Consider the following 23,436-nt stretch of genomic DNA (forward strand, 5'->3'; position numbering starts at 1 on the left):
CGATTGTACTCGACTTCGATTTAGGGAGATTGCAACTCATCAAGCAAATTGTTGGCGCCAAACTCACCCTCCTTGCGCAATCCTTTAAGAGGCGAAGGTCTTTGACCATTGGTCACTGCAATCTACCTGTAGATCGATGTGCGTGCCAGGTCATGTTTTGAGTGGCCGATTTCACGCGAGGAAGCGCGCTTCGTCGGCCTTGACCTGTTCCATGTTTTGCAGGCGGAATATCTCTTCCACCTTGACAATGCTCTTGTGCACGTTCTGCACGCCGCCATCGGCAATGATCCGCCGGAAAGCATCCTGCATGGCCGTGGTTGCAGCGCGGATGCCGTAATTGCCGTAGATCGTCATTTTGATGTTGCCGAGCGCTTTGATCCGCGTGCTGTCGAGCTCCGGATAGGCGTTTGGCACGATCACCAGCGGGACCGATCCTTTCCACGAGCGAGAGAAGCTCTCGATTTCGGAGGGATCTTTCTTCTTCGAATGAATCAGGACCATGTCGGCGCCTGCCTCCACGTAGGCCAGGCCTCGCTTTAAGGCTTCGTCTTCGCCCAGGCCCGCGATCAGCGCCTCGGTGCGGGCAATGACGATAAAATCAGCACTTTGTCTTGCCGCGACCGCGGCTCTGATTTTGCTCTGGAACTCTTCGATAGGAAGAAGCTCCTGACGGCCATCGGCGGCGAGGCTCGTCACCTTGGGAAAGGTCTTGTCTTCGATCACGACGGCGCTGGCGCCGGACCGCTCGTATTCGCGGATGGCATGAATGACATTGATCGCGTTGCCATAGCCCGTGTCGATGTCGGCGACGATGGGCAGCGTCGTGCGCCCTGCGATCGCCCGCATCATGTCGAGGTGCTGTGTCATCGATATCAGGCTCATGTCAGGCAGGCCGTAGAGCGCCGAAAGCTCAAAGCCGGACGCCCATAGGCCATCAAATCCGGCTTCTTCTGCGAGGATCGCCGAAAGAGGACTATGAGTGGCCATGATGTGGACCAGGCCAGTCTCGGCAATGCGGAGACGGAGGCGTTTGGCAGGAGACAACATCGGGGCGCCTTTCAGGACAGAGCCGCGCAGGCCGCGATAATGCGGTCGCAGGCCCGAGTAAGTTCCTCGGCCGAGGAGGCATAGGAAATCCGGATATAAGGGGAAGCCCTAAAGCCGCTGCCGGGCACGACGGCCACGGCGAATGCTTCGAGCAAATACATCGCGAAATCGGTATCGGTTTCGATCACCTTGCCCTCCGGCGTGCGCTTGCCAATTACACCGACGCAAGAGGGGAAGACGTAGAAAGCCCCCTCGGGCTCGCGGCACGAAAGCCCGGCGGCCTGTTTCAGCTTAGCGACGACGAGGTCCCGACGCTGCCGAAACGCGCTCGCGAATTCCTTGACATGGTGCCGGTCGCCAGACAACGCCTCGATGGCCGCATATTGAGAAATTGAGCTTGTGTGTGAGGAGGTCTGGCCTTGGATGAGGTTCATGGCCTTAATCAGCACCAGCGGCCCGGCCCCATAGCCGACGCGCCAGCCGGTCATTGCATCGGCCTTAGACACGCCGTTGACTAGTAACGTACGCTCAGAGAGGTCCGGCGCAACCGCCGCCATGGTGGCAAAGTCGACGTTATAGGTCAGCTTCTCGTAGATGTCGTCTGACAGCAAGTGGACGTGTGGATTGCGGCGCAACACGGCGGCGAGCGCGAGCAACTCGTCTCGGCTGTAGACGGCACCGGTCGGATTGCACGGCGAGTTTAGCATCAGCCACTTTGTGCGCGGCGTGATAGCCGCCGCCAGTGCCTGGGGCCGCAGCTTGAAGCCATCAACTTCATGGCAGTCGACAAGGACCGGTTTGCCGCCGGCAAGCGCCACCATATCGGGATAGGAGACCCAGCATGGTGTGGGTATTATCACCTCGTCGCCAGGATCGAGGCTTGCGAAGAGCGCGTTGAACACGACCTGCTTGGCGCCGCAGCCCACTGTGATTTGATCGATACCGTAGTTGAGTCCATGGTCACGGCTGAAGCTATGGCGGATCGCTTCGCGAAGCGCCATCATTCCGGCAACCGCCGTGTACTTCGTCCGCCCGTCGCGGATTGCCCGGATGCCGGCTTCGCACACGGCGGAGGGTGTGCTGAAATCCGGTTCACCCTGACTGAGCGTGATGACATCCACGCCGTGCTCGCGCAGCTCCGCCGCACGAGCGGTCATGGCTTTCGTTTCGGAGGGGCGGACGACATTCAGTCGTTCTGCAAGCAGAGACAAGACTACACCTGCGCACATAGAGAAGGATCGAATACTTTGTACTCGTTCACAGCCTGTCAGGCCATTCAGGCTTATCGTTTTTTTGAATAATTGGATCGAAAGTCGAGATATTTGCATTCATGTTTTTTTGCACACATCGTCACATTCGCCGTATCCTTAAATTAGTTGCCTAAGATGCGCCTCCTCCTCGTTTCTTCTGCGGAAGCGCAAGGTTGGCATAGACACGAACTTTCTCAATGGGATCCTTCCGAGACGGTCCCTTTGCCTTCGTTGCGCAAGCGACTGTCCTGAGGCAGTCTCGCGCAGGATGGGACCACCAGAATGGATATCCCGGTTCTATCCATTTAGATCGAAAAATTGCTTCCGATTAACGGAAGGACATTCCACTGCCAAGTTGAATTTGCGATTGGTCCAAACTCGATTCGGAATCGTAGTATTTGGCCGAATCATGCGAGTAGAGGGGGTTGCGCTTCGACTTGCCGGTGGAATTTCGAGATTAGGCTAGCCCCTGAAGGCGGTGCTGTCGGAGTTGGCGCATGAAAAGTCGTGCGATTGTGGCCTGGAATGTTCGTCGGATCCGCGTAGATCGAGGTATTTCGCAAGAGATATTGGCTTACGAGGCCGGGATTGATCGCTCCTACATGAGTGGTCTTGAGCGCCAATCGAAGAATCCGACAATTGATCTTCTCGAGCGCATTGCCGAAACGCTGGACGTCCATTTGTCCGAGTTCTTTGTTCAGCCGCCCAAAGGTGCGACGGCTTTCAAGACCTTGCCTAAAGGTCGCAAGCAAGCGCGTTCACGTCACAGGAAGAAATAACTCGGTCAGTGCAAGTCCTGCTGATTGCGGCAGAGCCTTCGTTGAGGCTCCGGACATCCGCGACCGAAAAACACCAACGGTTCTGAGCAAGGTCGGTCAGTTCCTTCGCAGTCCCGCGTGAGAAAGCGATTGCAAAGCATCTTCACTGGCCAAGCGCGCGTTCAGGATGCGCGTCGTCCCACGCCTGTGCAGCCTGGAAAGCCGGTTCTCTCATCGACCAAACATACATTGAATAGTTCGATGACGTATTTCGATTCTTCTATGGATGACGGAAAGAACTCCCCGCGCTGGCCGGGTTCAAATCACGATCGGAGCGCGTTCGCAGCATGGGAGCGAGTGATGACTAGCAGCCGGATGGACGTCCGCGGGATGCATTGGGCGGGCGCGGTCGCACCGCTTCGATATTACAAATGCGTCAACTCTTTCAAAGATTTGTACGGAGTGGATTTACCATTGAGCAAACTGCGTTTGTCCAACTGGGGCGAAGTTTCGTAATCTCGAATGTTTATATGTATTGAGCACGCGGGCGCGGAGATCGCGGCACGTCATCAGGCAGAGCGATGGACACGGCCAAGCCATCCGACACAACCAAAAATAGTCATATTTTCTGGCACACATCCTAGTTACCTACAATTTGTTTGGTAAATGTGCGATGATCGATGCAGGTTCACGGCTGTCTCTCGAAACACCTCGAACTCCGAACTTTGATCCTCGGCAGCGCCGCTATGGTGTTATGAGTTGCCGTTGGAAATCTCCGGCAGGCAGTCGACGCATCGCTGTCAAACAAGCGCCCCTTTGCTCGATGCGACACCTTCAGCATCCCATAGGGATGGCGGGTTCTGACCGGTCGAGCGCTGGTCCTCCATAGACTGACACTGGGTCGCTGCAGGATCTTCAGAAATGGCCAGCTCTTTGGACGAGCCTCATTGATCACAACATGAGTTCGAGCTGACCTTTTTGGCTCCAGCCTCGCCCATTTGCGCTCGCCTCATTTCGTGAGCGACGCTGTTGCCACGTGGGGCCTGGCGAATCACATGAAATTTGAGCGTTCTCGTTCTGACGATTGTGAATTCAACTGCATCGATCGTAGCGACATCGTGGAGATGCTAGGAAGGGAGTCGCAGAACGCCGGCTTCTCGGCGACGATCGAAGGTGCGAGTTCGTGAGGCCGCGATCTCGACCTATTGGCTTACCAACGCGCCGCCACGTTAGACTTCTCCCGCCATAGGATTTCGAACAGTGCCTGTGGAATTTCGACATCTACGCTGGGCAATCGCCGCGTCCCAGCACCGAAGCTTACGCCAAGCGGCAGAGACGCTCAGAATCAAGCAGTCAACGCTCAGTCGCAGCCTGCGAAGTCTCGAGCACACGTTAGGGAGCAAGCTCTTTCAGCGAACCAACGGCGGAACGCGGCCAACCGTGGAGGGTCAAGACTTCCTTGAGGATGCACGGCGTCTTCTAGGCGAAGCTGAGGCAATGACCGCCCGTCTCAGGAGCCGCTCCCGCGGCGTGAGTGGTCGGCTGACCGTCGGCATTCAGACCTCTCTCTCAGCCGGCAATCTCCGAGCCACACTCCTCGAGCACAGGGACCGCTATCCCGAAGTCGACCGACGGATGGTCGACGAAGCGAGCGATCATCTGATTGCGCACCTCGCCAGCTCCGCCATTGACGTCGCCATCGTGGCCGAGCCCAATCCGAAATGGAGCGACAGGTCATTGCTGCTCTGGAGCGAGCGTGTTGTTGCCGCCCTCCCCGCGAACCATCCGCTGGCTGGCCGTGACGTAGTTCACTGGGGCGAACTGAGGCGCGAACCGCTTTTGACGTCACGGCGTGGCCCTGGACCGGAACTCCTCAAGCTCCTCATCAGCAAATTGGGGTCTTCCGATCCTTGTACGCTGCTTCGCCATGACGTGGGGCTCGACAGGCTTCTCTCTTTGGTGGGTGTGGGCTGGGGTATTCTGCTCGCACTGGAAAGTGCGACTGGCGCATCCTATCCGGGTGTCAGCTTCCGCGAGGTGCATGATGCCAACGGACCGACGCGGCTGAGCTTCCACGCCTATTGGCGGAAGGCCAACGGCAATCCGTCATTGCGTCCGTTTTTGGATCTACTTCGCGAGCGCTACCCGGATCTTTCCGCTGCTGTTGGTGCAAGCTGAGCAGCATTTCGCCGAGCCTTGGCAAACGCGCGATCAGTTGCCATGAAACGCTCGATCATCGGCGCGACCAATTTGGCAGGCTCGGTCGGCACCGTTGCGCCTCCGCTGCGCGTCAGAATCTCGGCGTAGCTCTTGAGATCCCTGAAGACCGCCGCAGGCAACTCGATCGTGAGCTTGACAGGCTTGTCGTCTTCAAGCGCTCCAAGCTTGAGCTTCGTCATGGCGTTCCTCCCTTCCCGTAGGGTGCCAGCACCAAATCGCGCGTCACGATGACCCGCACCGGGAAACCTGGCCGGATCGTTAGCGTTGGCTGGATGTTGAGCTGGCGTTGCACGATCTGCTGGCCGGTCTGGCTAATGCTGTTGGACGCACCGCTGCGGATCGCTTGGACGAGGTTGTTCTCATTCTGGCTCGTGCCCGCCTCCGCTCCAACGCTGAGCATTGTCGAGAGGACGGCGGCCTTGAACAGCATGCCCCAGTGGTTGTCGACCTCGTCCTCGAGGCCGGCATAGCCACCGGTGTCGGCACCAGGCTGGCGCTCCAGCACGATCGAGTGACCGTCCGGCATGATGATGCGGGTCCAGACCAGGAGGATGCGGCTCTGGCCGAACGCGACGGAACTATCGTACTGACCTATCAACTTCGCACCCTGGGGGATCAGAAGATATTTGCCGGACGGGCTGTCCCAGACCGCTTCCGTGATCTGAGCAGTGACTTGGCCGGGCAGATCGGAACGAATGCCCGTGATGAGCGCGGCCGGAATCACGGTGCCCGCCTGCACAACGTAAGGTGAGGCCTTGGCTTCGAGCCGGTCCGGACTGACCGTGCGCTTGTCTGTCGCAGCAGTGAGGAAGGCCGTCTTGCGATCCTGCATGTTCTGGGCAGATCCGGCATCGACGGGCGGTGTCGCAGCCGGAGTGGCCGTGGCTGCAGCGGAGGCATTCGGGACGAGTTGGCCGGTGCTCTGAGGTTGCTGAGCAGTTTGGGCAAAGAGGCGGCTGACCCGTGCCGCCTCGATTTCCTGGCCCATGCGCTGCGTCTCAGGATCTGACGTCGCTGCCATGGTGTTTGGTGCGGCGCCTGCGTTGAGAATCGGCTTGCCGAGGTCGCCGGGCAGCGGCGGCCCGAGCGGCGGCGCCTGACGCGGCAGACCGGTATAGTCTCTCGGCAAGGCGGCCAGGCCGTCGGCCGAAGGCCTGTTCTGGGTGCTAAGCAGCTCCTGGCCGGTCTGCTGCTTGTTGCCAGTCTGGAGCGCATAGCCGAGTGCTCCCGCGACCGCGCAGGCAGACACTGCGCCGAGGCCTACAAGAACCTTGCGCGAGAGCCGTGTGACACGCGGCCGCTCGCCCCGGAGCCGAAGGTCGGGCGGCGCAACAGGCGGGATGTTGCCCTGATGTTCGTCTTCACTGCCTATTGCCATGAGCGCGGCCTTCCGTCGGTACGGACGATGCGCACGCGCCGCTCACTGTCCTTGTCGCCAAGACGCAATTCGGCGGCGGCGAACAGGCGATCGACGATGTAGTAGTTGCGGTTGACGCGGTAGTTCACGAGTTCGGAGCCACCGGCAGGCCCGATGACGAACAGCGGCGGCATTTCGCCCTGGACGATGCCGCTTGGGAATTCGATGTAGACCTTGTTCCCGTCGTCAAAGGCGCGCAGCGGACGCCAGGCCGGATTGTCGCCTTCAATCGCATAGCGGAAGTTGATCGCGGCGAGATCGACCCCGGCCGCAATGGGGGCTGCGGTTTCAGCCGCCGCATTTCGCCGCCGAAGAGCAATCAGTTGGTCCTCGGGATACTGCCAGGAGACCGAGGCCATGTAGGTCTTCTCCGTCGAGCGCAGCTCGAGGAGGTAGGTCCGCCGGTCGGTGTTGATCACAAGATTGGTGACCAATTCCGGCCGCGTCGGCTTGACCAGGATGTGGATCTTCCTGGTCGCGCCCGCTCCGCTCTCGGTATCGCCGATGATCCAGCGCACGGTGTCGCCGGCAGCAACCGGGCCGGAGCCGACGAGTTGCTCGCCCTCCTGGAGGGCGACATCGGTGATCTGACCGGGCGCCGTATAGACCTGATAGAGGGCTCCGCCGGAGAACGGATAGACCTGTACCGCGTTGATGAATCCGTTGCGGACCGGCTGCACCCTTGCCGCAGCATTGGCCTGCTTGACGCGAACCTTCGGATCTGCGGCTTCCGGGACGCGTTTGCTTGCGGCGAGCGGTTTCAACTGCCCAGGCAGCGGCAGCGGTTTTGGCAATTCCACGATCTGGACTGGCGGCGGCGGATCAGCGGTAAGCGTCGCCGGCTCCGCGGTGTCGTAACTGATGTCGGGGGGGATGAAACTGTGTGCGCAGCCGCCAAGGACAGAGACGAACATCAGTAAAGCCGCAAAGGCGGATTTACGGAAAGACGTATCGCCGTCTTTTCGGTTTTGCTGAACGATGAAGAAAAGCGAAGCCGGACCGCCGGCTTTTGAGAAAATCGGCGGGGTCATTGTCCCAGCTCCTTTGACCAGTTGATGGCGTTGACGTAGATCCCGAGTGGATTCTTGCGAAGCCGATCGGCGTCGGTAGGCGGCTGAATCGCGATGGTGAGGATCGCGGTCCAACGTGTGGTGCCAGCGAGCGCCCCGTCTTGATAGCGATGCTCGACCCAGGCCACGCGAAAACTGTCGGGTGAGGCGCGGATGACGCTGGAGACGTCGACGGCGACCTGCTGCTTGCCGAGATTGGCGAAGGGGTCATTGGCGCGGGCGTAGTCGTTCAACGCCGCCGCGCCCGCCGTCGTCGTGAAATCATAAGCCTGCAGCCAGTTGTGCCGCACGATGATCGGGTCGGCCGGAAGCGAGCGGACGATCTGGATGAAGTGAGCGAGATACCAGGCTATCTGCGGGTCATTTGGCCTGTAGTCAGCGACGGCGGGCGCCACGGCTTGTGCCTCGCCGAGCTTGTCGACCTGCACCACCCAGGGAACGACGGTGCCATGGGTGGATCGCCAGACGAGCCCGCCTGCGAGGCCACAAGACAGGATCAGTGACCCGAAGGCCATCAGCCGCCAGTTCTTGGCCTGCACGCGGGCGGAGCCGATGCGCTCGTCCCAAACTTGAGCTGCGCGCTGGTAGGGGGTTTCGGGCTCGGGCGTGCGGCCGTAGCGGACGGACGATCGCCGAAAGACTGACATTGATTATTCTCCTCCCGAGAGGTCGACGGAGTGGCCGCCGCCATGGCTGTCGCCGGATTTGAGGGCTTGGGCGGCGGTCTGCGCGCCGTGAATGACGGTCTGATTGCGCTTGACGCGTTGGGCCCAGGCGGGCGGGCCGGTTTCGCTCGCTGCTGGAGATGCGGCTCCATCGTTCGGGGCCTTGCCACTCCCAATGGTCCCCATGGTCGAGGAGCCGCCTGTGTTGGCGATGACGGCACGGGCACCGGAGGTGAAGCTCTCCCTCATTGCCCCCGCTGCTTGCGAAGTCGCGCGTCTGACGGGAGCTGCCGCCGTACCGGCAACAGCGCGGCCCGCACCACCGACACCGGACACGACACCGCCAGCGCCGGATCGGCCAGCTGATGCGAGGCTGTAGGCGGAGGACATGCCGCCCGCCATCGCGGCACCACCACGTGCGGCGGCCGCAGCACCGGAGCTCGCTGCCATCGCTCCCCTCCCGGCCAAACCGAACGCCGCGCCGCCGACCATCGCCGTACCGACGACGGCGAGACCAGTGCCGACGGCAGCGCCCGCGCCAAGCTGCGGCGCCCCCGAGACAAGACCGGTGGCGATGCCCGGACCGAAGATGCCGAGGCCGAGCATCGCGAGCGCTGCCAGCACGACAGAGAGCGCTTGCTCAATGGTCGGCTGACCGCCGGCATAGGTGGTGGTGAACTGGGAGAAGAGTCCGGTACCAATGCCGACGATGACAGCAAGCACCATGACCTTCACGCCGGAGGCAACGACATTGCCGAGCACCTTCTCCGCGAGAAAGGCCGTCTTGTTGAAGAGCGCGAAGGGAATGAGGATGAAGCCGGCAAGCGTCGTCAGCTTAAACTCGATCAGCGTGACGAACAGCTGCACAGCCAGAATGAAAAAGGCGATCAGCACCAAGAGCCAGGACACCATCAGCACGGCAATCTGGACGAAGTTCGCAAAGAAGCTGGTGAAGCCCATCATCTGGCTTGCTGCGTCCAGCAGCGGCTGCCCAGCGTCGAGCCCAACCTGTGCGAGCCTGCCGGGACGAAGGAAATCCGCGGACGAGATCGACGAGCCGCCGGCCTTCAGGCCGAGGCCTGCGAAGCTATTGAAGATGATGGATGACAGCTTGGTGAAGTTGGTGATGATGAAGGCGAAGAAGCCGATGTAGAGGGTCTTCTTCACCAGCCTTTGGAGGATGTCCTCATCTGCGCCCCAGGCCCAGAACAGGCCGGCGAGCGCGATGTCGATGACGATCAATGTCGACGACAGATACGTGACCTCGCCCTTGATCAGGCCGAAACCTGAATCGATGTAGGTCGTGAACGTATTGAGGAAGGTGTCGATAACGCCGACATTGTTCATGGCCTCCCTCCCTGCGGAGCGCTCGTCGTTGGCGGTGTGGCCGGCGCCGCCTGCGGCAGAAGTGGCCGCGCCGGCCTGCCGAAGAAGCGCGCGCGGTTCTCCTTCCAAACCGTCTGGCAGTGCGGATCTTCGGCATCCTGGGGTCCAAGCTCAGCGCAGCGGAGCAGCTCGGCCGAAAGGTCATCGGGAGCGGAGACAGAGGGGACGTCGGATACCGGCCGCTCGGCCGGACGCCGATGGATGACATGCAGCGCTGCGAGGAAAATCACGAACACGACGATCATCGCGCCTGCGCGAAGGATATCCGAGCGCTCCATGACCTAGGCCTCAGTTGCCGCTGAACATGGTGACGTTGCCGGGCTGATAGCCGCTACGCGTCGAGAAGATCTTGTATTGTTGCTGGCCTTGCGATTCGCTCGCCGTGACGCGCGCCTGCTCGAGCGCGTCTGCCCTCCCCTTCGCTGCGAGAACCGCGACAAGATCTGAAAGTTGCTGGGAGTGCAGAGCAAGAAGCTGGTTGCCGGCCTGAGCAGCCTGCAGGGCGCCGGTTGCGGACTGGCTAGCGGTGACCAACGAGCTCATTGCGCTGGAGTTGGTCAAGATATTGCCGACGACGCCGGCCTGCACCTTCAGCGAGTCTTCGAAAGCGCCCACCGAGTTCTGCCAACGACTTTGAGCCGCGGCAAACATTGTCGCATTGGAGCCCGTGGCCGCCGCTGTGCCGTAGGTGCTGGAGTACGCGGTCTGGATCCGTTCAACGTTGAAGGCGATATTCTGGGCCTGGCTCAGCAGCGACTGGGTCCGTGCGACCTGTGCCTGGAGCTGGGTCAGCGTCGACAAGGGTAGGTTGGCGAGGTTCTTTCCCTGGTTCACCAGGCTTTGGGCCTGGTTGTTCAGCATCTGGACCTGATTGTTGATCTGCTGCAGTTCGCGCGCCGCGGTCAGCACGTTCTGGCTGAAGTTGGAGGGGTCGTAGACGATCCACTGCGCGGAGGCTGGCGCCGTCACAAGCGGCGAGATCGACAAGGTGAGCGAGAGAGCGGTCGCAGCGGCCAAGCGAGCGCGCCGCACGTCAAGAGTCGTCATGATTGCACCTCCAGGTTTGTCAGGTCAGGGATGAGATCGGCGGCCCAGAGCAGTTCGTGATCCGCGAGCCAGGCGGCCGTGAAGTCGTCGCGGCCGTGCTCGGCGAGCAGCCGTTCAATGGCGGCATGGTCAGCCTTGGAGGACGCAGCGCAGAAAGCGAGCGCGACCGGCCCGAGGCCGAGTTCAAAGAGCCGATTGCCGCGGCGGGACTGGCAGTAATAGTCCCGCTTCGGCGTCGCCCGCGCGATGATCTCGATCTGGCGATCGTTCAGACCGAACCGCTGGTAGATGGCGGTGATCTGCGGTTCGATCGCGCGCTCGTTCGGCAGGAAGATCCGCGTCGGGCAGCTCTCGACGATCGCGGGTGCGATATTGCTGCCGTCGATGTCGGAAAGCGATTGGGTGGCGAAGACGACAGACGCGTTCTTCTTTCGGAGGGTCTTTAGCCACTCCCTGAGCTGTTGCGCAAAGGCCGGATCGTCGAGGACGAGCCAACCCTCGTCGATGATGAGGAGGGTCGGTCGGCCGTCGAGCCGTCTCTCGATGCGATGGAAGAGGTAGGTGAGGACGGCAGGCGCAGCTCCAGCGCCGATCAAGCCCTCGGTCTCGAACGCCTGGACCGACGCAAATCCGAGTTGCTCGGCCTCCGCATCGAGCAGGCGGCCGGAGGAGCCGCCGACGCAATAAGGTTGCAGCGCCTGCTTGAGCGCTGTTGATTGCAGGAGAACCGTGAGGCCGGTGATCGTGCGCTCCTCGACCGGCGAGGACGCCAGCGAGGTCAACGCCGACCAGACGTGCTCCTTCACGGTCGGATCGATGGTCATGCCCTCCTTGGCGAGGATCGCGGTCACCCATTCGGCCGCCCAGGCGCGCTCCACCGCATCGCCGATGCTCGCGAGCGGTTGAAGCGAGACTGAATCCTCGGCGCTGTTCGACAGGCTGCCGCCGAGGTCGTGCCAGTCGCCACCCATGGCAAGCGCCGCCGTGCGGATCGAGCCGCCGAAATCAAAGGCAAAGATCTGGCTCTTCCGATAGCGGCGGAACTGGATCGCCATCAGCGCCAGCAGCACGGACTTGCCGGCGCCGGTCGGGCCGACGATCAGGGTGTGGCCGACGTCGCCGACATGGAGCGAGAAACGGAACGGCGTCGAGCCTTCCGTCTTGCCGAAGAACAGCGGGGCGCTGCGGAAATGCTCATCGCGGTCTGGCCCGGCCCAGACCGCCGAAAGCGGAATCATGTGGGCCAGGTTCAATGTGGAGAGCGGCGGCTGACGGACATTGGCGTAGGCATGCCCCGGCAGAGAGCCGAGCCAGGCTTCGAGCGCGTTGACGCCTTCCGGCATGCAGGTGAAGTCGCGACCCTGGATGACCTTCTCGATCAGGCGAAGCTTCTCAGCGGCGAGGCCGGGATCCTCGTCCCAGACGGTGACAGTCGCGGTGACGTAGGCTTGGCCGACGTCGTCAGTGCCCAGTTCCTGCAAAGCGAGGTCGGCATCGACGGCCTTGTTCGCCGCATCGCTGTCGACCAGTGTCGAGGCCTCGTTGGTCATCACCTCCTTGACGATGGCAGCGATCGACTTTCGCTTGGCGAACCACTGTCGGCGAATCTTGGTCAGCAGCTTCACCGCCTCGGTCTTGTCGAGGAGGATCGCGCGCGTTGACCAACGGTACGGGAACGCAAGCCGGTTCAACTCGTCGAGAATTCCGGGATGGGTGGCGGTCGGAAAGCCGACCACCGTGAGCGTGCGAAGGTGGTGGCGGCCAAGGCGCGGCTCGAGGCCGCCGGCGAGCGGCTCGTCCGTGAGCAACGCGTCGAGATGCATCGGCGTCTCGGGGACGCGTACGCGCTGTTGCCGTGTCGAGATGGTCGAATGCAGGTAAGTCAGCGCCTCGCCGTCATCGAGCCACGCCACCTCCGGCATGAACCCTTCGACCAGTTGCAGGACGCGGTTGGTCCGATCGACGAAGCCACGCAGCAGTTCATGAGGATCGACGCCGCTCCGCGCGCGCCCCTCATAGAGCCAGCCCTCGATGCGCGAGGCGTCCTCGGCTGGCGGGAGCCAGACGAAGGTCAGGAAATAGCGGCTCTCGAAATGCGCGCCGGCCTCCTCGAAAGCGTCCCGTCGCTCCAGGTCGACCAGCGCTGATGCCGCATCAACAAAGGTGTTGTGGGGATACGTCTGGGCGGCGATGCGCTGGGCCTCGACGAAGATCGCCCAGCCCGAACCGAGGCGGCGGAGCGCGTTGTTGAGGCGGGCCGTCACGCCCACGAGTTCGGCAGGCGTCGCGCTGTCGAGATCCGGACCACGGAAGCGCGCCGTGCGCTGGAACGCGCCGTCCTTGTTGAGGATGACGCCCTTTGCGACCAAAGCGGCCCAGGGCAGGAAGTCGGCGAGGCTGTGGGGCCGGCTGCGATATTCGGCGAGGTTCAGCATGGAAGCCTCACTCGCCGAGATAGGATGGATAGCGGAGGTGACGCCGGACGACGTCCAGGAATAGCGGATCGCGCTTGGCGGCCCAGACCGCCGCGGCGTGGCCTACGGCCCAAATCAGCGCTCCGGGAATCCAGAGGTGGAGGCCGAGCGCTATCGCCGCCGCCAACGTGCCGTTGGCGATCGCAACCGTGCGGGGCGCGCCGCCCATCAGGATCGGTTCGGTGAGCGCGCGATGGACCGGCGCGAAGAAGCCCGGCACTTCCGGATCGACGATGCTGGCCATCACACCAAGGCTCCCCCGGAGAAGCTGAAGAAGGTCAGGAAGAAGCTCGACGCGGCGAAGGCGATCGACAGTCCGAAGACAATCTGGATCAGCCGGCGGAAGCCGCCGGACGTATCGCCGAACGCGAGCGTCAGGCCGGTCACGGTGATGATGATGACCGACATGATCTTGGCGACCGGACCTTGCACCGACTCCAGGATCTGATTGAGCGGTGTCTCCCACGGCATCGAGGAGCCGGAGGCGTAGGCAGCTGGCGCGAATGCGACGGAGATGAGGGCAAACGCTGCGAGCCCGCAGAAGCGGATTCGCACGCGACGGATCACGGGAGAGAACTGGATCATGATGGGTCCTTGGGAGATTGGCCGCCCGCCTCGGCGGACTGGACGCGGTAATCGCCGGTGACGGGATCGAGGCCGGCGACGAGGGCGAGTTCGGAGAGGCGGCGGTCGCTGCCGCGGCCGCGCAGTACCGCGACGAGATCGATGGTCTCGGCAATCAGCGCCTTGGGAACGGAGAGGACGGCTTCCTGGATGAGCTGCTCGAGACGACGAAGCGCGCCCAGCGCCGTGCCGGCGTGAATTGTTCCGATCCCACCGGGATGGCCTGTGCCCCAAGCTTTAAGGAGCTCCAGGGCTTCGCTGCCGCGGACCTCTCCGATCGGAATCCGATCCGGGCGCAGGCGCAGGGAGGACCGAACCAGGTCGGATAGCGACGCGACACCATCTTTGGTACGCAGCGCGACCAGATTCGGAGCGCGGCATTGCAGCTCGCGCGTATCCTCGATCAGGACCACGCGATCAGTGGTGCCGGCGATCTCGGCCAGCAGTGCGTTCGTCAGCGTGGTCTTGCCGGTCGAGGTGCCGCCGGCGACCAGGATGTTCTTGCGGGCGGCGACGGCTTCGCGGAGCACGCCCAGCTGCCCGGCCGTCATGATGCCGGCGGCCGCGTAGTCGTTCAGCGTGAAAACAGCGACGGCAGGCTTGCGGATGGCAAAGGCCGGCGCCGCAACGACGGGCGGCAGAAGCCCCTCGAACCTCTCTCCCGTCTCGGGAAGCTCGGCCGAGACGCGCGGCTTTTCCGCATGCACCTCCGCGCCGACATGGTGCGCAACCAGGCGCACGATGCGCTCGCCGTCGGCGGCGGACATCGTCCGGCCGCTATCCTCCAGGCCACCGGAGAGCCGGTCGATCCAGAGCCGTCCGTCGGGGTTAAGCATCACCTCGACGATCGCGGGGTCTTCGAGGAAGGTCGCGATCGCGGGACCAAGCGCGGTGCGCAGCATGCGCGCGCCACGCGAGAATGCTTCCGAATGGAGTGAAGTGCCCGCCACGATCGTCCCCCGTCGAGCGCCAACCGCGGCAAGCGATCAGCAACGGGGATGGATAGAAAAAGCAGGAGATGGGTTAGTTCAACAAGTATTCAGCCGCCGTGGGGCGCAGGCGTAGAGCAGAGCAAAAATACTTGCAGGGGAGTGAACCCATCAAACTTCAGCGGTCAATTTTGCGGCCAATATGCTCTCAAAAAGCACGGATCACGCTCGTATTGAGCTCACGGTAGCATCTCGCTCAATTCAGGCGAACCTGGCGGTTGGCTTTTCATGAGCGTCGTGAACGTTGGTTCTGATCGTAGCGCGCACTCAACAAGGCGGTCAAAAACATCGCGAGAACCGAGTCCAAACCTAGGCATAGCAGCAGAAAAACGAGAACGCCCTCGTCGACCGCCAGTCGTTCCTTCGCGAACGGCACCAGCGGCCCCCAGGCCGCCATACCAAAACCAGCGACAAAAAATGCAAGACGCATCGCCAGCCGCGTGGCCGGCCGATCGGCAGACATTTTTAGGAACTCCGAAGGCAATTGTTGGCGAGCGCAGCGCGCGGGTAATTTGCACAGCCTGGCGGCATGTTAGGGCGATCGAAACGGACTAGCCACCCGCTAAAAATGAGGGGGCTTTTAGGTCACTGCGCACAGACTCTGGTCTGTCCAACTTTCTCACGCGCCGGGCTCGATCGTCTCCACCAGCCCGTAGATTCGGCCGTGACCCTGTATGAGCTGTACCGTGGACCTGAGCTCGCGGCGTGCGTCACTGCGGGTGCGATCCCTAGATGTGGTGTTTCAAAAGGTTGTCCATCTGGTCTGAACCGAGGAAGCTGGGGTTGCGAAGGTTCAGCGTTCCGAGGAGAGACCAGATGGACGTCCACAAGAATGGGCCTTTGACGACCAAAGCTCCAGAGGCGATGGTACGAGGCGTAGTCGAGAGTTAATGGCATGGACCACGCCCGCTCTCAGGGGCAACGTGGATTGAGCCCGGCGGGGCGGCAGCAGGAGCGCAGGCCATATCGAATACGAACCTTGTCACAATCGGCATCGATCTCGAGAACATACTCCACGTCGTCGGTCTCGATGCCACAGGCGCAATTACGCTACGCAAGAAGCGGTCGAGAAATCAGCTGGTGCCAGTTGCTGGGCAATGTTCCGCGTTGTCTGATCCAATGGGGCGTGTGCAGGCGCTCATCACCTGGGGCGCAAGCTCAAGTAACCGGCGGCCGTCACGCCGAGCCGCCGGATCGGCCGCTCCTCGTTGGGCCTGGTGAGCAACTCGCCGCTCACCGCGTTGACTTCGGCAAGGCTGTAGAAGACGCGGTGGCGCAGGTGGCCGAGCAGTCAGCGCTCGACGATGAGGACAGCCTGCTCGACCTTGGCCTTGGAGAAAGTCGTCGACTACAGGCCGTGTAGGTACAACCCGCCAAAAGGTGCAGATCACTCATCCCTGCCATCCGCTGTGCGGTCGCATGTTCGATCTGATCTGCCGGCGGCGACATTGGGGCGAAGACCGGGTGATCTATGAAGGGCAGAATGGACGACTTTGCACGATTGCGAGCGCCTGGACCGACATCGATCCCGTGGATGAGCTTCGGCTGATTGCCGCGGGTCGAGCAGCCTTTAGGACCATTGATCTGCTGGCCTTTGTGACGCGCTGGATCGGCTCGCTGAGGGTTTGAGGTCCGACCGTGCGTAAAGAGAATTACGCCGCGCATGCAAAGGGATTGACGCCGCTCCACAGCTGCCAAACGACGGATTTATCGGATATTCTCGCAAAGTATCAGCATATAGTGCCGGCTTGGGGAAGGCTCCAAAAAACAGGATCCGAAGAGCGCGGCGCTGGCGCAGGACGGCGTCCTCAATCCCGACCCCGAAGCTGTCCGCGACCTGCTGTTCGTCGGCAATCCATTCTCTTTTCATCCCAAGGACTTGGTCCAGGTCCGTTACGAGATCGCGCGGCGACATCAAGTCGACGGCGTTGCCATCAGCGAAGCCGCCGCGACGTTCGGCGTCACCGGTCCAACCTTCTACAAGGCCCAGAGTGCGCTCCAGAGCGCAGGAGTCGCCGGCTTGCTGCCGAACCGGCGAGGCCCCAAGAGTGGCAAGATCTCCGCCGAGGTTATTGCGTTCGTAGCCGATCTCAAGGTAGCAAGCCCCGAGCTGACGACATCGCAATGTCTCGACGCGATCGAGACACGCTTTGGCATCAAGTGCACCGGCGCAGCCTGGAGCGGGCGCTGGCGCGCAAAAAAACGACTCACTTCAACCTGATCGTTCCGCCGGCGGACGGCACGGACCGTTACGAGGAGCTACGTGCCGCGGTATTGGGAGGCGAGCTCAATGCCTGCTTTGCCTCGGCATTCTCCGCCGCCAAGGGGGGCTCGCTGCATGGATCAGGGCGCTCGGGCAGCGCCGCGACGCCGAGATGGCGTGCTGCGATCATCCGACTACGCCAGCGATCACGGTCGATCCATTGCCTGTAGCGGGCGACCTCACACGTCTCATCGCGGGCATCATTATCGCCATCGCAATTGAGCCTGCCCATGGCTGACCTCAAAGTCACCCCGAGCATCTCAAGCGCGCCGCCTACCTTTATGTCCGCCAATCGACCCTCCGCCAAGTCGCCGAGCACGGCGAGAGCACGCAGCGCCAATATGCGTTGCGCGCTCGGGCAATCGCCGTGCGCTGGCCGATTGAACGCATCCATGTCATCGATTGCGATCTCGGCAAATCAGGATCAAGTACGACAGCACGTGAGGACTTCCAGCAACTCGTGAGCGAGGTGGCGCTGGGCAAGGCCGGCATTGTCATGGGTTTGGAGGTCTCGCACGCAACTCGGCTGACCGGCACCGCCTCATCGAGTTGTGCGCGTTGACGATGACGCTGATCCTCGACGAGGACGGAATCTACGATCCAGCCAATTTCAAAAATGATCGCCTCCTGCTCGGCCTTAAGGGTACGATGAGCGAAGCCGAGCTGCATATCCTCAAAGCACGCATGCGCGGTGGCCAACTCAACAAGGCGCGACGTGGCGAGCTCGAGATGTGCCCTCCAGTCGGCCTGGTTTACCGGAATGATGGGACCCTCGGCCTCGATCCTGACGCCAAAGTGCAGAATGCCATCCGTCTCGTGTTCGACACCTTCGAGCGGACCGAAAGTGCCATGCAGACCATCCGCTTCTTCCGAGAGCAAGGTCTGTTGTTTTCACGTCGATTGCGCGCAGGTCCAAACAAGGGAGACCTCCTATGGGCGCCGCCGAATCATGCGCGCATCCTGCAGGTGCTCCACAATCCACGCTACGCCGGCGCCTTCGTCTATGGTCGCACGCGCACACGGTACAGGCCCTGTCAGGATTAGGTGCAATATGAAGCAATCTTCTTCGCGCGGCTTGCGCGGCCGCGCCAGCAAAGACGGCGGTGCCGCAATGCGCGGCCATCTCCGCACAGGCGCGATTGATCTGCGGATCGTAGAGGCACGCCTTGATGACCGCGACCTTGGTGTTCGATGCACCACGTGCCGGCCATCTGCATAGCGGCATCTTTGCTGCCGAGATCGGCGATCGCGTCGCTGAACCAGGGCCGAGCCGAAGGGAATTCGCAAGGGCGGAAGGCTGCAGTGAAGCCGCTCAGATTACGCAGGCAAGTGTGGACATACCGCCGGACGCTGCGCAGGCCTATAAGAGCGAGGATTGCGCAAAATAAGCGCCTCAGTTCGCGCGGGACGGATAGCTCGCAATCTTGCGAGTGAGCTGCCAAAGCTCGACCCTGTTGGTCTCGGCTAATTGCTGTGCTCGCTGTTTAGCCGCTTCCTCATCAGCGCAAATCAGCCTTACGCAGTGCACTATATGGCCGTCGGGCTCGAACAAGTAGACCATGAACTCCTCGATCGAAGGGCTTCCAGTCACGCGCGGGCCGTGACTTTGAAGGTTGTTGCTTGGTCCGATGGCGCTGCGTGCATGTCTTTGGTGGAGGTCGTCATCGCTCATGCTTATTTGATCGCGACACCGGCCGGCGTATTGCCCAGTTGCAAAGTTCCTGCATGGGCATCTCTCGGATCTTATTCCCCGCCGGTTGCGTTCGACGATAGCTAGAATCAATTCTTCGGTGGCGATCAGTGCCAGCTCCATTTTTTCCTCAACAATGGTCGACGTATCTTGACCGATACTGTCGAGGTGGTTCAGGGCCATCGCTTTGAAACTATGGGCTAGCCGCTCCTCGGTATCGTCGCGTGCATAGTCTATAATAGTATCCAGGTGGGCGACGGTTTCAGCCCGTTGCTCGGTCGATTTTGGTCCGTCAAGCAACGTTATCGCTCGAATAAAGGACTCCTCAATAGGGATCATATCAGGTTTCCTTTGACTGTGATCGGAAGCAGTGATTCCAGCTCGCACCGTTGGTGCAGATTCAGCGGATTGAAAGGCGGGGAACTTCAAGCGGCTTGCCCCTTCTCTTTAAGAAGTACCAGGCAGAGGGTATCTGTAGATTTCTTCGAATTTTCCGTCGACGACGTGCCCCACGGCCCATTCCGTGAACAACACCGCGTCATCTAAAGCCACCTTTTCGGCTTTGCCCGTATCGATGTTGAAGTATTCACGGTGATGCCGATCTTGTTCTCCTTTTGAGTAGCGTATGGGGCGGAGTGCTTGCCATCTACGACGACCGTCCATTCGTCATTGTGGAGTGTGATGATGTGTTGAATACGCGCCATAAGGTCCTTCTCCCCAGGTTCTGGAAGCGCGTGTCCACGCCGGGAGGGATTTGCAACCTGACGCGGTCGCCTCATCTACCGGATTGGGTAAGGGGCCGAGCTGGCCCCTTGCAGTACACATTTCTGTAGCAGGCTGAGCGCTAGATGATGGACCTGAAGCGCGCCCGAGATCTGGTACCCCGCGCGCGTGAACATTCGCGTAGAACCCTCGACCGGCAGCGAAGTTGAGCTTTTGGTCGACAGTTGCGATCGCGAGCGCGCGCATCCAGTGGACAGTCGCCGGCAGCGCGAAGCGCGCGTCTGGCACGTCGCGCGGCGCTTCGATCAGGGTGCCGTAGCTCTGCATTCGCGAGTAGAGGGATGCGGTTTTCGGATCAGCGGCCATGACGCGTTCGTCTCAAGTATTCCTTAGTCGGCCCCAGTTTCTGCGCAAACAGGAGCACGCGCCTATCAATGATTTTCGAATCTGCTCCTGCATTGTTTCAAATACTCTGTCGAATTATATCCTCGGAGAGACCCGCGAGGCACCTACCAGGTTCGGTTGGTTACGCAGACTAGCCGTGGCTAGTCGAGGACGCCGATCCAGGTCAGCACGAGTTAGGTATCACTTCGCAGCAGTCGTCTGAGGAAGCTCAGTGAGCGTCAACGAATCGCGCCTCGTTCGGCGCTCGAGGTATCCGACGGCTCTTATGCGATTGCCCAATTTCAACAAATGCTCCGCTTCCATGGCATTAAAGGAAGGGGCGTCCATCGTGAACGTAACTTCCGTTCCGCGCAGCGATTGATAAACGACGGTATATCGCTTGTCGTTTGTCTGGATGATGCGGCCGTGATCGGTGACGGGACGAGCCTCGATCAGTGAAGTGGACCTGTGCTGAGGACCACTGGGTCCGGTTCTTTAAGTGGAGCTGCTGCCGTTCGTTCTTGCCAATAGGTTTACGCTACTCTTACTTGCTGCTGTGGCTGTGGGGATGTGGGCAACGTGCAGCGTTGTCCAAGCTTCTCGCTTGCGAGAAGCTTCATATTCACAGCCTCTTCGCCGAATGCGCCGGTGACACCGGCCCGCCAGACCGCCATCGGCGCGCGGTTTGCCAGCGCCTGATGGGGGCGCTGGAAATTGTACAACAAGGCTCAAGAACGCCCACAGGATCGTTCTTCGCGAGGTTCTTTATCGCCATCATCCCTGGTTTGGTCGCCGAGTTTGCGTTCTGGCGCATCCAGAGCCTCTCACGACCAGAATCGGGGAGAGACTCATGTCACGGCAGACGGCAGTGCCAGGGAGCGTATACCGACACAATCGACGACCGCGGCCGCAGCAGCAGATGGATCTGTTCGGGAGTGGCCTGTCGAACGGCGCCATCGGCGCGCCCACATGGCTAGATCTGCCCGCAGAAGAGCGGGCAGCGCTCACGAGCCTGATGACGCAGTTGGTCCTCGACCATGCAGCGATGACAGCGACGCCGCCCGCGAAGGAGGTCGATCATGATCTCTGACAAGGTCAGGCCTCATCATCTGGAGCGCAAGCCGATTCTTTACGTGCGTCAGTCTTCGGCCCATCAGGTGTTGCACAATCGCGAGAGCAGCGCGCTCCAATACGCCATGCGAGACCGGCTGACGGCACTCGGGTGGTCGGAGAATGAAGTGATCGATGATGATCTCGGTCGTTCAGCCGCCGGCGCCATACAACGCGCCGGATTCGAGCGAATGGTGGCGGAGGTTTGCCTCGGCAAGGTTGGTGCGGTTTGCGCCCGCGAGGTCTCGCGCTTCGCCCGCAACAGCCGGGGGTGGCAGCAACTCATTGAGATGTGCCGCGTGGTCGATACCGTTCTGGTCGATCAAGAGACCATCTATGCGCCAAGGCACGGCAACGACCGCCTGCTGCTCGGCTCAAGGGCAGCCTCAACGATTACGAGCTGGATCTGTTGCGCTAGCGGGATGGCAGAGTAGTTTGGTCGCTGCCAGGCCGTGTCGCCGTTGGTCTGCTTCACCGGCAGATCCAGATTGTACTCGTGGAGCCAGCAGAGCGCCTGTCGCGCGCTGCCCAGTTCCTCGACCTTGTCGAACACCAGCTTGACCACTGCATCGCCTTCGGAATGCGCGTCGATGACGCCATCGAGGAAGCACTGCTTGGAGTCGTCGGTCCGGGCGCTGTTGCTGCCGCAACCGCTGCGGCCAAGGGGGCCAGGGAACGGCGCGATCAGGTACGCGATGCCCTCAGTCGCGACCTCGAATCGGCGCGCCATGCCGTCGACAGGGCTTTCCGGCAATACGATGCCGCTGATCCCGCGAACGGGCTGGTGGCGAGTGAGCTGGAAGCGCGCTGGAACAGGGCGCTTGCCCAAGCGGCTGAGGTCGAGGGTAAGATCGCCACGCACAATGCGGCGACGCCCGCGCCGATTGCGATCCAGCTTCGCTCGGCGTTCTGGCCTCGAACCTCAAAACGGTCTGGGATGCGCCGACGGATGCTCGCCTCAAGAAGCGCATTGTGCGCACCCTCATCCGTGAGGTCGTGGCCGATATCGACGACGCGGCCTCGGAGATCATTCTCGTGGTCCATTGGGTGGCGGGCGCCCACAGCGAGCTGCCGATATCGTCCAGGCCGTGCGTCAACTGGTGCTGATCGCCAGCGACGATCTGATTGCCGGCCTCCTCAATCGCAACGGCCTCAAGACCGGTAACGGCAATCGCTGGACCCGCGAGCGCGTCACATCAATGCGCTCGAACTACCACATCCCGGTGTTCAAGCCCGCCCAGGACGGGATCGAGCCATGGCTCAACCTTGGCAACGCCGCGAAGCTCCTGAAGATCGCGCCCAAGACGCTCCGACTGGCCACTGAAGCCGGCGAGATCGACTCCATCCATCCTCTGCCGGATGGTCCTTGGATCTTCGCCCGCACCTCGCTGACAACAACTGCTGCTCAATCTCTCGCCGAACGAGCGCGACAGAACGCAAATCAACCCGCGGGATCGCATCCCGCTCAACAAAATCTCTTCTCTTCAATTACATAGCCAGATGGGTGTTCTGATGCGCAGTTGTAGTATCTGCGCCAAGTCTGCACCTTTTGCCGGGCATCCGCAAGGGACAGGAACCAATGGGCGTTGAGGCATTCGGCTCGGAAGCGGCCGTTGAACGCCTCGATGAAGGCGGCGTTGTCGGTCGGCTTACCAGGCCGTGAGAAGTCCAGCGTGACGCCGCGCTGGTAGGCCCAGAGGTCAAGATCGCGCGACACGAATTCGCTGCCTTGATCGACGCGGATCGTCGCCGGGAGTCCCACTTCCTTGCAAACCCTTTCCAGCACTTCCACGACGTCGGTGCCGCGGAAGGTGAGCCGCGGCTCCAGCGCGGGCGAGAAGCGCGAGAAGATATCGACCATCGTGAGCACCCGGAGCTTGCCGCCGGTGGCCAGCTCGTCATGAACGAAGTCCATCGCCCAGATCTCGTTGACCCGCGTCGCGGACCGCCGGTCGTCGCGCAGCTTGGCCTTGACCCGGCGCTTGGGCGATTTATTGCGCAATTGCAGGCCCGATTCGCAATAGATGCGCCGCGTCTTGTTCTGCCTGTGACGCTATCCCTCGCGGCGCAGCAGCACATGGACACGGCGATAGCGAGCGCGAACATGGCAGATCTCCTTGATCCGAGCTTCGAGGGTCGCCTGGCCGGAGCGACGAGATTTGTAGTGGTAGGTCGATCGGTCGAACTCGAGGGCCACCACACCTGCCACTCACCGCAAACCTCATCGACGAGCTTGCGCTTCTGGCAAGGCTTCACAGCTAATGGGATGGAACCCGCGCATACTGCGCGGCGAGTGTTCGACCGAGAAGAGGAGGACCA

The 23,436-nt window shown here is 61.4% G+C and carries 26 protein-coding genes and 3 pseudogenes; 12 read left to right on the forward strand and 17 right to left on the reverse strand.

Going from position 1 to position 23,436, the window contains the following annotated elements; translation table 11 throughout:
* Positions 1-171 precede the first annotated feature (171 nt).
* Positions 172-1,047 (reverse strand): isocitrate lyase/phosphoenolpyruvate mutase family protein, encoded by an 876-nt coding sequence (locus ABIG06_RS07350; protein WP_424578144.1) that lies wholly within the window; start codon positions 1,045-1,047, stop codon positions 172-174.
* Between the two features lie 11 nt (positions 1,048-1,058).
* Positions 1,059-2,258: a pyridoxal phosphate-dependent aminotransferase gene (locus ABIG06_RS07355; protein ID WP_424578145.1), complete on the reverse strand. Its 1,200-nt coding sequence runs from the start codon at positions 2,256-2,258 to the stop codon at positions 1,059-1,061.
* 536 nt (positions 2,259-2,794) lie between these two features.
* Here ABIG06_RS07355 and ABIG06_RS07360 point away from each other — a divergent pair.
* Entirely contained in the window at positions 2,795-3,076 is a 282-nt protein-coding gene (locus ABIG06_RS07360) for a helix-turn-helix domain-containing protein (RefSeq protein ID WP_424578146.1), read from the forward strand.
* Positions 3,077-4,321: 1,245 nt separating this feature from the next.
* Positions 4,322-5,233, forward strand: coding sequence for a LysR family transcriptional regulator (locus ABIG06_RS07365; RefSeq protein ID WP_424578569.1), 912 nt, complete (start codon positions 4,322-4,324; stop codon positions 5,231-5,233).
* Here the strand turns inward: ABIG06_RS07365 and ABIG06_RS07370 are convergent.
* The 12 genes and pseudogenes from ABIG06_RS07370 to ABIG06_RS07425 form a co-directional block, all read right to left on the reverse strand.
* Positions 5,197-5,454 carry a DUF2274 domain-containing protein gene (locus ABIG06_RS07370; protein ID WP_424578147.1) on the reverse strand — a complete coding sequence of 86 codons (258 nt, stop codon included), beginning with the start codon at positions 5,452-5,454 and terminating at the stop codon, positions 5,197-5,199. The genes ABIG06_RS07365 and ABIG06_RS07370 overlap by 37 nt on opposite strands.
* Positions 5,451-6,653 carry a TrbI/VirB10 family protein gene (locus tag ABIG06_RS07375; RefSeq protein WP_424578148.1) on the reverse strand — a complete coding sequence of 401 codons (1,203 nt, stop codon included), beginning with the start codon at positions 6,651-6,653 and terminating at the stop codon, positions 5,451-5,453. Before ABIG06_RS07375 ends, ABIG06_RS07370 begins: the two co-directional genes overlap by 4 nt.
* Positions 6,644-7,723, reverse strand: coding sequence for a P-type conjugative transfer protein TrbG (trbG, locus tag ABIG06_RS07380; protein ID WP_424578570.1), 1,080 nt, complete (start codon positions 7,721-7,723; stop codon positions 6,644-6,646). Before trbG ends, ABIG06_RS07375 begins: the two co-directional genes overlap by 10 nt.
* Positions 7,720-8,409 (reverse strand): conjugal transfer protein TrbF, encoded by a 690-nt coding sequence (gene trbF, locus ABIG06_RS07385; RefSeq protein WP_424578149.1) that lies wholly within the window; start codon positions 8,407-8,409, stop codon positions 7,720-7,722. Before trbF ends, trbG begins: the two co-directional genes overlap by 4 nt.
* A gap of 3 nt (positions 8,410-8,412) precedes the next feature.
* Entirely contained in the window at positions 8,413-9,774 is a 1,362-nt protein-coding gene (trbL, locus tag ABIG06_RS07390; RefSeq protein WP_424578150.1) for a P-type conjugative transfer protein TrbL, read from the reverse strand.
* On the reverse strand, positions 9,771-10,091 hold the full coding sequence (trbK-alt, locus tag ABIG06_RS07395) for a putative entry exclusion protein TrbK-alt (protein WP_424578151.1): 321 nt from the start codon (positions 10,089-10,091) through the stop codon (positions 9,771-9,773). Before trbK-alt ends, trbL begins: the two co-directional genes overlap by 4 nt.
* Positions 10,092-10,101: 10 nt before the next feature.
* Entirely contained in the window at positions 10,102-10,860 is a 759-nt protein-coding gene (gene trbJ, locus ABIG06_RS07400; RefSeq protein ID WP_424578152.1) for a P-type conjugative transfer protein TrbJ, read from the reverse strand.
* Positions 10,857-13,295: a conjugal transfer protein TrbE gene (gene trbE / locus ABIG06_RS07405; RefSeq protein WP_424578153.1), complete on the reverse strand. Its 2,439-nt coding sequence runs from the start codon at positions 13,293-13,295 to the stop codon at positions 10,857-10,859. The genes trbJ and trbE overlap by 4 nt, the downstream gene beginning before the upstream one ends.
* A gap of 7 nt (positions 13,296-13,302) precedes the next feature.
* A complete protein-coding gene (locus ABIG06_RS07410; protein WP_424578154.1) occupies positions 13,303-13,578 on the reverse strand; it encodes a VirB3 family type IV secretion system protein in 276 nt (91 codons plus the stop codon).
* A complete protein-coding gene (locus ABIG06_RS07415) occupies positions 13,578-13,919 on the reverse strand; it encodes a TrbC/VirB2 family protein (protein WP_370137518.1) in 342 nt (113 codons plus the stop codon). Before ABIG06_RS07415 ends, ABIG06_RS07410 begins: the two co-directional genes overlap by 1 nt.
* A complete protein-coding gene (gene trbB, locus ABIG06_RS07420; RefSeq protein ID WP_424578155.1) occupies positions 13,916-14,908 on the reverse strand; it encodes a P-type conjugative transfer ATPase TrbB in 993 nt (330 codons plus the stop codon). The genes ABIG06_RS07415 and trbB overlap by 4 nt, the downstream gene beginning before the upstream one ends.
* A 295-nt stretch (positions 14,909-15,203) precedes the next feature.
* Positions 15,204-15,410 (reverse strand): annotated as a pseudogene (locus ABIG06_RS07425) (MFS transporter); the annotation flags it as partial.
* Positions 15,411-16,327: 917 nt separating this feature from the next.
* On the opposite strand from ABIG06_RS07425, the gene ABIG06_RS07430 reads away from it, so the two are divergent.
* The 6 genes and pseudogenes from ABIG06_RS07430 (at position 16,328) to ABIG06_RS07455 (ending at position 18,598) form a co-directional block, all read left to right on the forward strand.
* Positions 16,328-16,576 (forward strand): DUF5372 family protein, encoded by a 249-nt coding sequence (locus ABIG06_RS07430; RefSeq protein ID WP_370137515.1) that lies wholly within the window; start codon positions 16,328-16,330, stop codon positions 16,574-16,576.
* Between the two features lie 250 nt (positions 16,577-16,826).
* Entirely contained in the window at positions 16,827-17,168 is a 342-nt protein-coding gene (locus ABIG06_RS07435; protein ID WP_370137513.1) for a helix-turn-helix domain-containing protein, read from the forward strand.
* Positions 17,072-17,380 carry a hypothetical protein gene (locus tag ABIG06_RS07440; RefSeq protein ID WP_370141002.1) on the forward strand — a complete coding sequence of 103 codons (309 nt, stop codon included), beginning with the start codon at positions 17,072-17,074 and terminating at the stop codon, positions 17,378-17,380. The genes ABIG06_RS07435 and ABIG06_RS07440 overlap by 97 nt, the downstream gene beginning before the upstream one ends.
* Positions 17,381-17,541: 161 nt before the next feature.
* Positions 17,542-17,772: pseudogene (locus ABIG06_RS07445) on the forward strand (hypothetical protein); the annotation flags it as partial.
* A 2-nt stretch (positions 17,773-17,774) separates the two neighbouring features.
* On the forward strand, positions 17,775-18,254 hold the full coding sequence (locus tag ABIG06_RS07450) for a recombinase family protein (RefSeq protein ID WP_424578156.1): 480 nt from the start codon (positions 17,775-17,777) through the stop codon (positions 18,252-18,254).
* Between the two features lie 122 nt (positions 18,255-18,376).
* Positions 18,377-18,598 (forward strand): hypothetical protein, encoded by a 222-nt coding sequence (locus tag ABIG06_RS07455; protein ID WP_225132272.1) that lies wholly within the window; start codon positions 18,377-18,379, stop codon positions 18,596-18,598.
* A 5-nt stretch (positions 18,599-18,603) separates the two neighbouring features.
* Here ABIG06_RS07455 and ABIG06_RS07460 read toward each other — a convergent pair whose 3' ends face one another.
* Positions 18,604-19,239, reverse strand: a complete 636-nt coding sequence (locus ABIG06_RS07460) for a hypothetical protein (protein WP_370137511.1) — start codon at positions 19,237-19,239, stop codon at positions 18,604-18,606.
* A gap of 1,687 nt (positions 19,240-20,926) precedes the next feature.
* Here ABIG06_RS07460 and ABIG06_RS07465 point away from each other — a divergent pair.
* Complete coding sequence (locus ABIG06_RS07465) at positions 20,927-21,097, forward strand: hypothetical protein (RefSeq protein WP_204524487.1); 171 nt, start codon at positions 20,927-20,929, stop codon at positions 21,095-21,097.
* The gene (locus ABIG06_RS07470; protein WP_424578157.1) at positions 21,087-21,551 is read left to right on the forward strand and encodes a recombinase family protein; all 465 of its coding nucleotides are present in this window, start codon (positions 21,087-21,089) and stop codon (positions 21,549-21,551) included. Before ABIG06_RS07465 ends, ABIG06_RS07470 begins: the two co-directional genes overlap by 11 nt.
* Here the strand turns inward: ABIG06_RS07470 and ABIG06_RS07475 are convergent.
* Positions 21,452-21,979: a hypothetical protein gene (locus tag ABIG06_RS07475; protein WP_424578158.1), complete on the reverse strand. Its 528-nt coding sequence runs from the start codon at positions 21,977-21,979 to the stop codon at positions 21,452-21,454. The genes ABIG06_RS07470 and ABIG06_RS07475 overlap by 100 nt on opposite strands.
* A 110-nt stretch (positions 21,980-22,089) precedes the next feature.
* Here ABIG06_RS07475 and ABIG06_RS07480 point away from each other — a divergent pair, with 110 nt between their 5' ends.
* Together ABIG06_RS07480 and ABIG06_RS07485 are read left to right on the forward strand one after the other, a co-directional pair.
* Positions 22,090-22,224, forward strand: coding sequence for a hypothetical protein (locus ABIG06_RS07480; RefSeq protein WP_424578159.1), 135 nt, complete (start codon positions 22,090-22,092; stop codon positions 22,222-22,224).
* On the forward strand, positions 22,206-22,613 hold the full coding sequence (locus tag ABIG06_RS07485) for a hypothetical protein (RefSeq protein ID WP_424578160.1): 408 nt from the start codon (positions 22,206-22,208) through the stop codon (positions 22,611-22,613). Before ABIG06_RS07480 ends, ABIG06_RS07485 begins: the two co-directional genes overlap by 19 nt.
* On the opposite strand, the pseudogene ABIG06_RS07490 reads toward ABIG06_RS07485, so the two are convergent.
* Positions 22,583-23,376, reverse strand: a pseudogene (locus ABIG06_RS07490) (IS3 family transposase); the annotation flags it as partial. The gene ABIG06_RS07485 and the pseudogene ABIG06_RS07490 sit on opposite strands and share 31 nt — an antisense overlap.
* Positions 23,377-23,436 lie beyond the last annotated feature (60 nt).

The sequence above is a fragment of the Bradyrhizobium sp. USDA 326 genome (assembly GCF_049739485.1).
Taxonomy (GTDB): domain Bacteria; phylum Pseudomonadota; class Alphaproteobacteria; order Rhizobiales; family Xanthobacteraceae; genus Bradyrhizobium.

Bases quoted from the DNA above. Each gene is read 5' to 3' on its own strand.
- trbK-alt (WP_424578151.1), bottom strand. From the start codon at position 10,091: ATGGAGCGCTCGGATATCCTTCGCGCAGGCGCGATGATCGTCGTGTTC.
- ABIG06_RS07360 (WP_424578146.1), top strand. From the start codon at position 2,795: ATGAAAAGTCGTGCGATTGTGGCCTGGAATGTTCGTCGGATCCGCGTA.
- trbG (WP_424578570.1), bottom strand. From the start codon at position 7,723: ATGACCCCGCCGATTTTCTCAAAAGCCGGCGGTCCGGCTTCGCTTTTC.
- ABIG06_RS07450 (WP_424578156.1), top strand. From the start codon at position 17,775: ATGACGCTGATCCTCGACGAGGACGGAATCTACGATCCAGCCAATTTC.
- trbJ (WP_424578152.1), bottom strand. From the start codon at position 10,860: ATGACGACTCTTGACGTGCGGCGCGCTCGCTTGGCCGCTGCGACCGCT.
- trbE (WP_424578153.1), bottom strand. From the start codon at position 13,295: ATGCTGAACCTCGCCGAATATCGCAGCCGGCCCCACAGCCTCGCCGAC.
- ABIG06_RS07470 (WP_424578157.1), top strand. From the start codon at position 21,087: ATGATCTCTGACAAGGTCAGGCCTCATCATCTGGAGCGCAAGCCGATT.
- ABIG06_RS07375 (WP_424578148.1), bottom strand. From the start codon at position 6,653: ATGGCAATAGGCAGTGAAGACGAACATCAGGGCAACATCCCGCCTGTT.
- ABIG06_RS07370 (WP_424578147.1), bottom strand. From the start codon at position 5,454: ATGACGAAGCTCAAGCTTGGAGCGCTTGAAGACGACAAGCCTGTCAAG.
- ABIG06_RS07415 (WP_370137518.1), bottom strand. From the start codon at position 13,919: ATGATCCAGTTCTCTCCCGTGATCCGTCGCGTGCGAATCCGCTTCTGC.
- trbL (WP_424578150.1), bottom strand. From the start codon at position 9,774: ATGAACAATGTCGGCGTTATCGACACCTTCCTCAATACGTTCACGACC.
- ABIG06_RS07410 (WP_424578154.1), bottom strand. From the start codon at position 13,578: ATGGCCAGCATCGTCGATCCGGAAGTGCCGGGCTTCTTCGCGCCGGTC.
- ABIG06_RS07350 (WP_424578144.1), bottom strand. From the start codon at position 1,047: ATGTTGTCTCCTGCCAAACGCCTCCGTCTCCGCATTGCCGAGACTGGC.
- ABIG06_RS07465 (WP_204524487.1), top strand. From the start codon at position 20,927: ATGGATCTGTTCGGGAGTGGCCTGTCGAACGGCGCCATCGGCGCGCCC.
- ABIG06_RS07460 (WP_370137511.1), bottom strand. From the start codon at position 19,239: ATGATCCCTATTGAGGAGTCCTTTATTCGAGCGATAACGTTGCTTGAC.
- ABIG06_RS07440 (WP_370141002.1), top strand. From the start codon at position 17,072: ATGTCTCGACGCGATCGAGACACGCTTTGGCATCAAGTGCACCGGCGC.
- trbF (WP_424578149.1), bottom strand. From the start codon at position 8,409: ATGTCAGTCTTTCGGCGATCGTCCGTCCGCTACGGCCGCACGCCCGAG.